11 protein-coding genes are annotated in these 12,358 nt (G+C 56.2%); 7 read left to right on the forward strand and 4 right to left on the reverse strand.

Translation table 11 applies throughout. The features are described from left to right. Positions 1-27 precede the first annotated feature (27 nt). The 4 genes from ARUE_RS08775 to ARUE_RS08790 all read right to left on the reverse strand — a co-directional run bounded on the left by ARUE_RS08775 (position 28) and on the right by ARUE_RS08790 (position 5,665). Positions 28-2,577: a tetratricopeptide repeat protein gene (locus tag ARUE_RS08775; RefSeq protein ID WP_014921444.1), complete on the reverse strand. Its 2,550-nt coding sequence runs from the start codon at positions 2,575-2,577 to the stop codon at positions 28-30. A 34-nt stretch (positions 2,578-2,611) separates the two neighbouring features. Further along, a complete protein-coding gene (locus ARUE_RS08780; protein ID WP_014921445.1) occupies positions 2,612-2,980 on the reverse strand; it encodes a Het-E N-terminal domain-containing protein in 369 nt (122 codons plus the stop codon). Positions 2,981-3,510: 530 nt separating this feature from the next. Further along, positions 3,511-4,542 carry a DUF4192 domain-containing protein gene (locus ARUE_RS08785; protein ID WP_014921446.1) on the reverse strand — a complete coding sequence of 344 codons (1,032 nt, stop codon included), beginning with the start codon at positions 4,540-4,542 and terminating at the stop codon, positions 3,511-3,513. 460 nt (positions 4,543-5,002) lie between these two features. Next, the gene (locus tag ARUE_RS08790; RefSeq protein WP_162486134.1) at positions 5,003-5,665 is read right to left on the reverse strand and encodes a hypothetical protein; all 663 of its coding nucleotides are present in this window, start codon (positions 5,663-5,665) and stop codon (positions 5,003-5,005) included. Between the two features lie 69 nt (positions 5,666-5,734). On the opposite strand from ARUE_RS08790, the gene ARUE_RS08795 reads away from it, so the two are divergent. The 7 genes from ARUE_RS08795 (at position 5,735) to ARUE_RS08820 (ending at position 12,028) form a co-directional block, all read left to right on the forward strand. Further along, positions 5,735-6,232 carry a hypothetical protein gene (locus ARUE_RS08795; RefSeq protein WP_043470046.1) on the forward strand — a complete coding sequence of 166 codons (498 nt, stop codon included), beginning with the start codon at positions 5,735-5,737 and terminating at the stop codon, positions 6,230-6,232. A gap of 422 nt (positions 6,233-6,654) precedes the next feature. Continuing rightward, positions 6,655-7,356, forward strand: coding sequence for a hypothetical protein (locus ARUE_RS08800; RefSeq protein ID WP_014921449.1), 702 nt, complete (start codon positions 6,655-6,657; stop codon positions 7,354-7,356). A gap of 441 nt (positions 7,357-7,797) precedes the next feature. After that, positions 7,798-8,451, forward strand: coding sequence for an 8-oxoguanine DNA glycosylase OGG fold protein (locus ARUE_RS24925; RefSeq protein WP_353580112.1), 654 nt, complete (start codon positions 7,798-7,800; stop codon positions 8,449-8,451). Continuing rightward, complete coding sequence (locus ARUE_RS08805; protein ID WP_014921451.1) at positions 8,451-9,962, forward strand: hypothetical protein; 1,512 nt, start codon at positions 8,451-8,453, stop codon at positions 9,960-9,962. Before ARUE_RS24925 ends, ARUE_RS08805 begins: the two co-directional genes overlap by 1 nt. 238 nt (positions 9,963-10,200) lie before the next feature. Beyond that, positions 10,201-10,380: a hypothetical protein gene (locus ARUE_RS08810; protein ID WP_162486135.1), complete on the forward strand. Its 180-nt coding sequence runs from the start codon at positions 10,201-10,203 to the stop codon at positions 10,378-10,380. Between the two features lie 368 nt (positions 10,381-10,748). Then, positions 10,749-11,720: a phospholipase D-like domain-containing protein gene (locus tag ARUE_RS08815; protein ID WP_162486136.1), complete on the forward strand. Its 972-nt coding sequence runs from the start codon at positions 10,749-10,751 to the stop codon at positions 11,718-11,720. 113 nt (positions 11,721-11,833) lie between these two features. After that, on the forward strand, positions 11,834-12,028 hold the full coding sequence (locus ARUE_RS08820) for a hypothetical protein (protein WP_043470048.1): 195 nt from the start codon (positions 11,834-11,836) through the stop codon (positions 12,026-12,028). Positions 12,029-12,358: the final 330 nt, after the last annotated feature.

Raw genomic sequence — 12,358 nt, forward strand, 5'->3', positions numbered from 1 at the left:
CTGCCGCTTACGTGGAATCCAGCACCCTCAGTACCCTTCCCTATTAAGGAATGAACGCGTTGTCTGTTTGAATTCTCTTGCCGATGAAAGGTTGGTCCTGGTCACTTTAGTGTGCGGGTGCGCCCCACCTAAGAGTGCTTCTTGCCTGGCAAGAGTCCCTTCGTATAATTCGATCGCTTGGTCTATCTTGCCCATCGACATGTAAGTGGCTGCGACGTTGTTTCGAGAAGCCAAAACGCTTGGATGTTCCGGTCCCAAAACCCTTTCTCGGCCAGCCATAGCTTGCTTATAGAGTTTGATTCCCAGTTCCAATTTGCCGACCGATGTGTAAATGGAAGCAAGATTATTCAAGGAGGTCAGGGTTTGAGGGTGGTCCTGTCCCAGGATCCGTGTTCGGTCAGCCAGCGTTTGCTTGTACAGCGAGGCAGCTCGCATGACATACCCAGCTTGGTGTAGAACACCCGCAAGATTGTTGCGCACGCTCATTGTATTCGGATGATCCGGCCCGACTATCCTCAAATGGTCTTCGAGGCTCCGCTCAAAGAGCGCTATGGATTTCTCCGTCTCACCAACCGCCTGATAGACGCCGGCTAGATTGTTGCGGGCGCCCAGCGTATCGGGGTGGTCAGGCCCAGAAACCCTTTCTTGGTCCGTCAATGTCTGCTCAAACAACGGGATCGCCTGGCTGAACTTTCCAATCTCCATATAGATGCCGGCAAGGTTGTTACGGGCGCCCAGGGTATCGGGGTGGTCAGGCCCAGAAACTCGTTCTCTGTCCGCCGCTGTCCGTTCGAACAGAGGGATAGCTCGAGCTACTTTCCCCATTGCTTGATAGGCGCCGGCGAGGTTGCTGCGAGATCCCAGAACGTCCGGGTGGTCCTTTCCCAGCACCCTCTCGCGGTCCGCGAGGGTGCGCTCTAATAAGGAGACAGCCCGATCCATCTTTCCTAGAGACACGTATGCGGTTGCGAGGTTGTTCCGGGAAGTCAGAACATCCGGGTGATCCTCTCCCAGGATCCGCAGGCGGTCATGCAGTGTTTGCTCGTAGAGCGCGATCGCTTCGTTCAGATTCCCGGCGGACTTGTACGCGGAAGCAAGGTTGTTCCTTGAAGAAAGTGTGTCCACGTGTTCTGGCCCAAGGTAATTAATCGAGTCGTCCAGCATCCGATGGTGGTATTCGATAGCGGGTTTGGTCAGGCCACCGTTTATTAGCGAAACGCCGTAACGCGATAGAACGGGGTGGGAACCGTAGCCGGTTTTGTCCCACAGCCCTTCCTGAGCAGAACCGATCAGAGAAACTGTGTTTGACCGCAGAGAATCGATCAGTAGAGGATCCTGCTCGGTCTCGGGCCACAGTGTTATCAATGCTGAGGCAGCAACGAAACCGAGAGCCGCAATTCCGTCTGCGGATATAGTATGTCGAATGCTAAGTCCGGTGAGATTGTGCATCCTCACCGCACGAGGATTACCCAATTTAGGGTTATGGTCAATCAAAGACAGCCGGTGCAGAGCACGCAGAGCGCGTCGAGCCTTGTCCGCCGTAACTTCTTTCTCCGAAATCTGGGAAAGGTAGGAGCAAACAGCCTGTCCAGTCAAGGCTGCCTCGGGAACGCCGGCGGGATCGAGCGTTGAGACCAGGTTGGCCATCGGAAGGGCCAATCCACACGGCTCTATTTCGTCCGCCGCAAGCACGGCAAGCTCCCACGTCGTAGCAACGGTACGAGAATATCCGTCCGCCGAAGCTTCCGGGGGGAACAACTCCTCCAAGGCCGTGGCACGATCTGCGAACATTGCCCGGTAGACGGCACAGGTGATTCCCTGATCGATAATCACGGCAGCCGCTTGCGCCAAAGCCAGTGGTAACCGTCCCAAATCTTGGACCAGTTGGGGGACCTCGATGAATACATCCTTAGGAAGATCGTCCCTGTGTGGACTAATGCGCTCTCGAAGGTATTCCTCGGCCTCCGCCGTGGTGAAAACGTTCACTGGGATGATCGTCCGTCCGGATCCGGAAAAAGAGGCGTCCCGACGCCGCGTCGTTACAATTACGCTCCCGCTCACTGGCGGCCACAAACCATCTAGGTCGGAAACGGCGCGAACGTCGTCCAGGACGATGAGCCAGCGTCGATCGGTACTACCAAGGAAGCCGATGAAAATCCTGGACAGTTGCTCTGAGTCGAGACTTGTATCGGCGAGATCTAGCCTGATCGCCGCTTCAGCAAAACCGGCCACGATGGCTTCACGGGACTCTGCGTTGATCCATAACCGTATATCTGCCGAACTGGAGGTAAAAATACCCACAGCAATCTGTGTCTTGCCGACCCCACCGGCCCCTGCAAGGACCTGTCCGGAAAGTTGTTGCAGCACAATAGCACCGCTAGCCATTGATATTTGTTCAATAACGGCTTCTCGTGGCTGATATGCCGAAGCTCGAGTTGGAACAGCACCCACGACGACCGGCCAAACCAGGGTGCGGCGAGGCATCATCACTTGGTTGTGGTCACCAATCGCGCCCACAGTTCCACCTGAGATGTTCACGATGGTGCCGGGAAGACGACGCGATTCGGACTCAGACATTAGGATTGCCTTCCAACCTGTAGGAAACGAGCCATTAATTCACTGTTACGTGCCCGTGGTCACCAACTATGCCCACCTTGCCGCCCGACACTACGACCTGGTACTTAGTCGCAAAACCAGCTTCGTTTGCTGCTTGCAGAACTGCCTCCGCAGCCTTCAGAATCTGATCATCCTGGTCAGCTTGGGACTCCCTTAGTTGCTTAACTAATGGTTTTTCGTACGTTTCGGGATCATCTTCATGATCATCCAAAGTCTGAAGTGCTTTCTGGCTGTCCCCAAATCTGGAGACAAGTAGTTTCTTCAGACCCGCATAGCCATCCTTCATGGCCTGCGAAACTGTATCTGTTGTGCCTGACGCAGCGCCAGCCACCAAGGCCGCGACAATCAAGGTTACCGGGTCCACAGCATTCAACTTTCTACGAGTAAGACACCGAGCCGATGTTGCGACTCGACTTCAAAATACTTGCAGCATAACGGAATGGAACGGTACAAACGCAGTCCTGTGAGCGCCTGCTCCTGTTTATCGTCTACGCGCGGACTGCAGTCCCGTCGGTTTTCGCTTGCGCTAGCTGAGCGGATCTCTCATCGACTGACGACGTACCTGGTCGGATATCCGTGAGTTCTTCAGCCGAGGGATCCACTATCGTTCTTACCGTCGGTTTCTGGCCTGACGGATGGTGGACCAGAGCTTGAACCGGAACACGCCGCTTCCCCTCACGTAGGAACGAACGAACTGGGCTAGCAAGATCGCCGCAAGCAACAATGCGAATAACTCGATGCTGCCGATCCAAAGGCGCGCATCGTGGAGGACCGCTTCATCATGGCTTCATGGTCCCACAACACAGACCAAAACCCGCACAAATCACACCCTGAATCACAGGTGATAAAACGCCGATAACCGACGCTTCGTAAAGCTTGCTACGACGACTTGATTCACGGCATTTCGAGTTGGTTTCGGTAGGCGGTGTTTTTGTTGGTGTTCCAGCCTGCGATGATGCCGGCTCCGAGCATGTGGTCGGTGAGGCGTGCGAAGCGGTAGCCGGGGTCGGTGTCGAGGGCGAGTTGGAGGTATTGGTGGGCTTTGGATCCTCTGCCTTCCCACCAGTTGATGTAGCCGATGGTGGTCAAGACTGGTGCTGCATGTTCGGGAGCGGTGAGGGTGTAGGTGTGGGTGAGGAGTTGTTTGGCCCATTCGATCCTGGACCAGTTCGGTGCTGTGGTGGTTTGGGCGAAAAGGATGTGTTCGGGTGGTTCGTCGATACCGGGGATGTCGGCCATGAGCCGGTCCCGGATGTGGGGGAACTGGAAGTACGCGATGAGCTGCAGGACGTCTTGGTCGGTGGGGTAGTCCTTGGTCTCCAGCATGGTGGTCCAGAGTCGGTGCGCGCCTCGGGCGGCACTCGCTGGTGGTGTGTTGAGGATGGTTTCCATGTGGTGTGCGACGGCGGTCGCGTGCTCTTGCTTGTCGGTGGCCGCCGGGAGGTTGATCTGGTTCGAAGGTGCGATGGTGCTGCCGCGGTAGATGAACTCGGCATTGACCCGTGAGTATTCGGTGAGGCTGAGGGGGATGGCGATGTTCTCACCGGGGTCGGTGTCGTAGGGGGAGTAGGTGGTGTTGGTGACGTAGATGCCATCGCGGATGGTGATGCCCTCCTGCGCAAGGACTCCGGTGAGGGCTGCAACGGCGGCCCGGTGCGGCCTGGCCTCTCCTGGTTCGGGAGCGTCCGAGGTGTAGAGCGCGAAGACGATGCCGTTGGCTCGTTCGTCCGACGTCAAGTAACTGGCGACAGTCCGCGCGAATTGAATCTCTTGACCTGGTTGTTTAGGGAGGTCGATGCGGAGGGTGGAGCCGACTTTGTCTTTGTTGAGCGTGATGCAGACGAGGCTTTCTGTGGGCCAGAAGCCGAGGGTGTGGCCGATGAAGCTGAGCAGGTCGGCGGGGTCCTTGATAGTGAGCGCATTCATGGTCCTGTCTCCTCTTGCGTTGATGACTGGTAACGGTGGAAGCCCTTCTGCCGGGGGCCTCAGCCATCCATGGGCTTTGGCATGCTTTGCGCCATGACGGTATTCCGTCGACTTCGCGGATCGAACGCGGCCGCGACGAATAGTCTTTCGAGCGATGCAGGCAACCGATCAGTTGAGCTGCAGCGTCATTCGGACACCGTCACGAATGATTCGGGAGGGTGCCAGAGAACGCTTTGGCCCTTCGTTGGGGTACTTCTGGATAGGCCGAAATCAGGGAGTGGAGCATTCGAACATATGCGCCATTATCGGCTCTTTCGAAAGGGCAGGCGGCCGAGCTCCAGAAGGAGCTTCTGGACTATGCTTCTGCGGCGCCCGGTGCGGCCCACATAGGTTTATCGGCCTATCAAAGGACGAGAAATGTCCAGGATGATGTGTTTTTGACGGCTCGCAGCTACAAATCCTACAGTGGAACCAGAATTTGGGGCGCTGCTCCGCTGCTTTTCCACATAGCGGTCTGGGCCGCTGTGAGCGTGCATAAGCGCCTGATCAAGGTATTGGCTTCTGCCATCGGAGTCGGAATATGAAGTTCGTCGTCACGTCTGACAAATATCGCCTCATCAGCTATATAGCAACGAATCAGCCCCTTCGACCCGTCCGAGCCTTCCCAAGCGTCCCGGGACTTCACAACACAGTCAAAGGCGCCGACCCAGCCGACCTCATCGGGATGTCGATGCGCCCATGCCTGTGCCCAAGAGTCCATCCGTTCATCGAAGTGCTCCAATGAGTTGCGCGCCGATACGCTCTTGATTGTCGGAAGCGCTGGATATCCCATCAAATTCTGAATCCAGCGGATCCGATCTGCCCAAAAAGCAGCCAGCGTCTTGTCTCGCGGTTTTACACTGCCAAAGATCAAATTTCTTAGGCTATCCGCAGATGAGACAGCTTGTTCCACTCGCTCACTCAATTCCTCTAGGTCAAGAGGGCGAACCGGTTTCTCGGAGCGGAGGGCATCACCAAGTTTCAGGGCTTGGTCGCATGCAGTTTTGCATGTCCGCGCCTGTCGGTTGAGTTCAAATACGTACATCTTCCATACGTGGCTTTCACCTTCGATGACCTTTTCCATCCGCTCACGAACCCGATGCCACGCCCTACGAAAGGTCGTGAGGCAACCCAAACCCATCACATCGGTGGGATGACCAAGCTTCAAGAACTCACCGACGCGCAGGCTGCGAATCAACTCGCCGCATTGAGGCGCGAACGTGAGCTGACAGCCATGTCTGCGGCCCACACCGCAAGTCGCGCGGCGCTGCTGGGGTCTGTGGATTCGGCCACCAAGGAGGAATGGCAGACGAAAACTAATGACCCTAGCAACATGTGGGCCCTAAACTACGGCCTCAGAGGAGATGGCCGTACGCTAATTCCTCTAGTGGGAGACTTGCTCTGTCGGTTTGTTGAACTTAAGTCCCACCACGCTCCAGAAATAGAGCGAACGTCTTCTTATGGGACTTGCTACGACCTGCTGTTCAAGCGCTCATTCTTCTCGTTCAAAGACTTTGAGAAGCTGATCCTGAAGTGGTCTGATCTAAAAGATGCCGAGCGCGGAGAAGCTCTAGGCAACCTGGCTGGAGAGATGCAGGCAGCGCAGAGCGAGCTCCTCCTGACAGCTAAGCACGGTGCCGTCGGAGGGTGAGCCGGTCCGGATCGCAAGGAACCAATGATAGTCCACCTCGACCTGCTGGGCCGATATTCGGGCGCTCTGAAGCGGATCAGGACTGAGCTCAGCAAATACGTTCACCCGGATTCCGGGCGACAGGAGAGTGTTCGTCGTTGAATCAGCTTTCCGATTCTCCGAGAGATACATCCCACTCCCTCCGGAGGCTCCCAGGCCGGCGGTTTGCTGGTGGGGGGCTACCGCAACAGACGAGCGATTCCCTGGCTTAGTGACAGTCCGGATCGAACGCCGTATCTTTCCTCAACCTGAAGAAGTGGCTGGGATGACTTGAATTCGTTGGGAGAAATCCAAGTCAACGGGAGTGCTTGTCGTGCTCAATTCCCGATAGATGTTAGTTGTAGCCCAACGCGGATCCCCTCTTAGGCTGGTACCTTGATCGGGTGCTTCCCGCTGAGATCATCTTCAACTTTGTCCCGCCAGCTTCAACCTCCTGGCTCACTCCCGTTCTAACGTTCGCGGGCGCAATTATTGTGGCCCTGATAGCAGCCGTCAGCCTATGGCTGTCAGATAAGCGAAAAAAGGAGCAAGAGGATAGACGGCGATGGGATGAAGAGCTAGTCAAGGTCGTTGTAGACATGCTTGTTATCACAGATGATGTCGCTTCTACGGAAAAGGAAGTGAGAAAGAAGAAGAAGGCCATCCTCGCGGGAGACCTGCCCAGTAAGTTGAATCGCCATCTTATACAGATACGCCTCCTCTCAAATGAGCAACTAGCGGATAGAGCTCAGGGTGTGGCCACGCACTTCCTTTCGGGGCGAATTGCGATGCATGAATTCCTCGCCGAGGAAGTAAAAACAGGCAAATCTATTGATGTGATCACGGAGGTTCCGGGCCACTCCTTCGAAAGCACTATCAGTGATGACTACAGCGACTCGCGCCGATACTTTCTGAACCTGTTCCACCAACTCCTAGTGTCAGCCCAAGTTCGCAAGTTCACCGCAGAGAACTCCGTGAACTGGAAAACCCTCGTCCAAATGGTGGATGACTTCGAGAAAGATGTGAAGAAGAAGCAAGAGGAAGCAAAGGATAGTGCGCCAGGTGGGCTCGAACCATCAATCGCTGTCAGAGCATGGGTGAAGTAGAGCGACCAGGGGGAGGCCCGGGATTCCGTTCCGGCCCATAACGCCAGGTGCACGTTCCTGCCCCCGAAAGGTCCGGTCTGCGGACGCGTGGGGGCGGTATCGCTGCTCTTATGCTTGTGGGGACTAGTAGGACTACAAACCACAGAGATGGTCCACCATTAGCTGTTGGAATAGATCTCCTTCAATCGGCCGCCTATGGCCAGGTCGTTCGCTGGATGTCGGCGTACATCGATGCGTAGTTGTAAGAGAAGTGGTCATTGAGGACGTCAAACCTGATCAGTTGTATGTCACGTAGCCAGCTTTGATCTGAGCCACTCAAACCGCTGTCCATAGCAGCGGACCACGCGCCGTCCGGAATCCCGTAGAGTCACCATTGTGATAAACGCGAACGCGAACTTGCCTGATGACGTGTTCTCGCGGCTACCGGGCCCCGCTGCCGTAATGGGTCATGCGGTCGCAGTCGATGTCGATAGATGGAATCGCGCTTTGAAAGAGCGCGGACTGCCACCAGCAAAAGGAAAATTCGCCGGTCACGGCCGCGTCGTACTGACTCGGGAAGATGTCCTCAAACTAGGGGGCTTGATCCCGAACGCCGGGAATAGCCTGCAGCTTCTATATCACTCCCTAGCGTGGGGGTTGGGCACCCGTGCACCCCGTCTGCAGAAGCGACTGGATGGTCTGGCTTCAGATGTAGAACGAGCACAAAATTTGCTCCTTGACGCGTGGCAACTAGTCCGGTCGGATGCATCTCCTCGTGAATCGTATAGAGCTTTGACCACCGAGCGGGGAGCCGGGCGCATTCCGTGGTTAGGGCCGGCATTTGCCACCAAGTTTCTTTACTTTGCCCAGGGCTTATCCAGGGAACCCCGTCACTTGATCCTCGACGAAGTGGTGGCCACCAATCTCCGTGATGTATGGCCACAGGCCCCTACGACAGCCTGGTGGCCCGAGACGTACGAAACGTACTGCCGATTGGTGGAGCGTTGGGTGGAACAAGCAGGGCTTCGAGTAGGACAATCACGCAGTATTCGGGCTGACGAAATCGAACTGGCCCTATTCAGGCGCCACCTCAAGCAGAACCACCCCATATCGTAATGAATAGCGACAGGGGCATCAGCTTTGAGACTTTTCGTCAGGCAGTCAGGCGATTCCCGACATCGCAGGTAATCCGTTTAACTTCGTCCCATGCCGCGAAGCGCTTGAATCCGATTGAAGGTGAATCACCGGAGCAGTTGAAGCGCGGTTTTGTTCCATGGTTCTATTCAGCACTGGTTCGTGAATCAATCATTTACGGCAATGAGTACCGGTCCCGGACTATCACCGACGGCGACATGGATGAGCTTCGAAAGCTTTTCATCGACACACCTGTGGGCATCGAAAACAATGGTACTCAGGAGCACATGCTAGCCAGGTTCGTTCAAGGCATTTCTCATGAGCAGTTCCCTTATCAAGCCAACATCAAGCGGGAGCTTGGACGTTCTTACTTGTTATTTGGTGGTGATTTGAACGACGGAGGTCGTCCGTCACATCCGCGACCGCAAGATTGGGTCCCGGTCTTGGGAGGAACGATTTCTCAAGCACTAACCGCATCATTCGTTTTTGCAGTTGGTGCGCAGAGGAATGGGGGGATAGTCGACCCGTCTTGGATGGAGATGGCTTGGTGGGATGACCTCGAACCGGTACTGCCTCGAGCGGTTGCAACCGCAGTACTAGATCATCTTTCTTCCACCATTGAATTGGCTAAGAAGGACGGCAAAACAGTCATAACCGATCCCCACGCCTACCCTAGATACGCATACAACCCCCTCGTTGCATCGCCAATCATGGACCTTGGTCCCGGCCCCCGTTTCGCGCCCCAACCGTACTTCATCCACACAGCGATGACAGCGGAGAATCTCTATTACAGAGGTATCAAGCGTTGGGATCGAAACGAGTTCGGCAAGGCTGTCGGTCTCCGAGTCCAGGATTACGTAGGTCGTCAGCTCATGCACACCGGGCAATTGCACGTCGAATCGGAGTTCAGATGGGCTAAGAATCGGGTAGGGGGAATCGATTCGTCTGATTGGTTTGTCGTGACTCCCCGCGCCACAATTCTCATCGAGTGTAAATCGGCCCGAGCGAACCCGGCGATGCGCAGTGGGACCTTGGAAGGTCTGGCCGTCACGGCTACTAGGCTGGAGAAAGCCTTTAATCAACTCAACGAGAATGCAGTGCAGGTACGAAACAGGAACCCCAAGTTCAGTCACCTGCCAGCCGACCGTCAGCTAATTGGCCTGGTTGTCACCGCGGAACCCCTTTACGAAGCTAACAGTGCCTCAGTCCGAGGCATGCTGCCAAAACCCGAGATACCCATCTTTACAATCGCCCTGAAGGATTTAGAGGTGCTCGCGGTCCTTCCGCCGGAGATCTTGGGAGATGCTCTGTGCTCGCTGGTGGAACGCGGTACGGAGATTTACCTGCTAGGTCTCGGACTGGGGGACGTTTTCCCCGAGGGGTTCGCGGTCCCAGAAAATGGTCTGTTAGATAAGGCTTTCGCAGATGCCGTCCTTCCCCGCGGGGCACACCAGGCTTTAGCCGAACCATACGCCGCACCTCCGGTCGCATGATCTTGCGACTGCTAGGAATGCGGATGAGCATTTAGCACTCGGACTCTGTGGCGTGGGTCTCATGGCGCGCTATGCCCAGATGACAGCTCTGGCCGGAGCACCTGACTTGGAAGCCTCAAAGCGGCCTCATGTTAGAGAGAGGCTCGTCGATGGAGCATGGGACTGCCCTATCAGTTGAAGAAGCCGATAGTGCTGAGGATTGATGCCGTGTGTCCGGGCGATGTGGGTGAGGATTCGTTTGGCCCATTCGACGCGCGACCAGTTTGGGGCGGCGTTGGCTTGGGCGAAGAGGATGTGTTCGGGTTGGTTCGCGCACGACGAGGATGTCGGCCATGAGCTGGTCGCGGATTTGCGGGAACTGGTAGTGGTCGATGAGCTTCAGGACGTTTTGGTCGGTGGGGTAGTCCTTGGTGGTTAGCATGCCGATCCAGTTGTAGTGGGCGTCCTGGATAGCTGCCGCCGGTGGTCGTCTCAGGATCTCTGTATGGAGCGTTCGACGGCAGTCGCGTCCTCTTGTTTGTGGGCCGCAGCCCGAAGGGTTGTCCGGTTGGTAGGTTCTATGGTGCTGCCCCGGTAAATGCGGCCTTCTCTGAGGCGGGAGGCAATCAGGGCCGCAAGGCTCTGCCTAAGTCACGCCGATAACGGTTCCTTGGCCGCAATTGGAGCGCTCATCGGGAAGTGACCGCAGATTCAGTTGACGCCATCGGAACTGAGCCGTGATCGAGACATCTTGATGCGACCATCCATTTGGCGTTCAATCGCCGTGTCCGCTGTATGGTCAACTATGTGATCACTGAAGGCACCGTACATGCCAAAGCCGCTGATTGGCTTTTTGCTGCTCTTGAGGAATCTGACGAAGATGTGGTTCTGGCGAGCCCGTATCTCTCGTATGTCGTCGCCCGCGACTTGGCCGAGGTGGCAGAACGGTCCAATGTTGCTTGGAGGCTTTATACGCGCCTTGACCCGATGGCGGCAGCCGGCGGCTTTCTGAGCGCCGAAGGGCTCAGAAAGCTAATCGGGGCTGGTGTCAGTGTTCGCCACGTGGAAAGGCTTCATGCTAAGGCTTTTCTTGTCGGGCGGCGGGGCTTCCTCGGCTCCGCGAACCTGACGAGTGCCGGACTCGGGAACGCTGAGGCCTCCAATGACGAGCTGGGTGCCGAACTGATGCCCGCCCAAGTCGAATCTGTTCGGCAGGCCATGGGTGCTTGGACCAGCAGCGAGGTGACAGCACATCACTTAGCTGAATTCCACCAACAGGTCAGGCGGCTCGTTCGGCCCATAGGCACTGTCCGGGACGATCAGGCTGGGTTCGGGCCGGCCATAGTGGAGCAGCTGTTGCTCGACATCCGTGACCCGGGGCGCCGGCTGCTTTTGAAGCAGGAGTATGGTGAACCTTCACTGGAGCAGTGGCGCAGCGCATGGTTTTTTGGTAGTCCCAAAAAGAGCGAGCCGCGGATCAAGCCCGGGGACCTGGTACTCATCTGCGCCAAGCAGACTAAAGATTGTTACGTTGTCGTTGAAGTGACGTCGGTCCCCGAGTACCTGCCAACGGATTACGCCGATCAAAGGGGAGACGAGGCTGAGCGCTGGCCTTGGGTCAATAGAACGAAACCACGGTTGGTTCCCAGCCGGGTGCTGCACTTCAAGCCGGGAGACATGGGTCGCAGCTCCCAAGGTTTGCAGAATGGCCACATAGTGCTGAGTATCGAACAATTCGCGGAAGCCGTGAATGCTTTGTCGCGCATACCAACGACGTAGTTATAGATCAGCTGGGGAGTCGGCGTTCCATGGTTGGGGAGGGCGCTCCGTGGCTGTGGCCTTGAGCAATTCACTGCACACGATGCGTCGCAATATGCCTGGAGGTCGGTGTAGTGGACCTGCTTGTGCTGTGGTTGTCGAGGACACAAATGTGGGCAAGTGGTGCAGGGCAATCCGGATTGATCCGGGTGAATTTCTGTCAGCAGCAGCGCGAGCTTATCGACATCCTGGAACAGCGCTTCCTTCTTGAAGCTACCCTGCGTGCCAGCGTCGATCTTCAGTTCGTTGATCACGGCAAGGTCCTCTAACAGGCCGACCCCGGAGTCGTCCGAAGCCAGGCCAAGATTGTTGGCGCAGTGCGGCATCACGAGTCCTGAACACCTGATAATCACAGCGTCGGGTTCGGCCTCACCGTTTCCGTACTTTACGTTGAGGGCTTGTCCAGGCGCCGGAATATAACTTCTTGGCATTCGGCTCTAAGGGGGGAGGGAGAATTGTTGCTGACACCCAAATCTCTTGAAGTTTTCGAGTGGGTAATCCCTTCTTGGGCGTCCGCTTCCAGGGACTACAAAGACAGGAACTGTGGTCGTCTCCTGGGCGACAGCGTAGACGCCATGATCGGTGGGGACCTCGGATAA

The organism is Arthrobacter sp. Rue61a (assembly GCF_000294695.2).
Classification (GTDB): domain Bacteria; phylum Actinomycetota; class Actinomycetes; order Actinomycetales; family Micrococcaceae; genus Arthrobacter; species Arthrobacter aurescens_A.

Excerpts from the sequence above, each read along its gene's own strand:
- ARUE_RS08775 (WP_014921444.1), bottom strand. The coding sequence starts at position 2,577 with ATGTCTGAGTCCGAATCGCGTCGTCTTCCCGGCACCATCGTGAACATC.
- ARUE_RS08785 (WP_014921446.1), bottom strand. The coding sequence starts at position 4,542 with ATGAATGCGCTCACTATCAAGGACCCCGCCGACCTGCTCAGCTTCATC.
- ARUE_RS08790 (WP_162486134.1), bottom strand. The coding sequence starts at position 5,665 with ATGGAAAAGGTCATCGAAGGTGAAAGCCACGTATGGAAGATGTACGTA.
- ARUE_RS08795 (WP_043470046.1), top strand. The coding sequence starts at position 5,735 with ATGACCAAGCTTCAAGAACTCACCGACGCGCAGGCTGCGAATCAACTC.
- ARUE_RS24925 (WP_353580112.1), top strand. The coding sequence starts at position 7,798 with ATGGGTCATGCGGTCGCAGTCGATGTCGATAGATGGAATCGCGCTTTG.
- ARUE_RS08805 (WP_014921451.1), top strand. The coding sequence starts at position 8,451 with ATGAATAGCGACAGGGGCATCAGCTTTGAGACTTTTCGTCAGGCAGTC.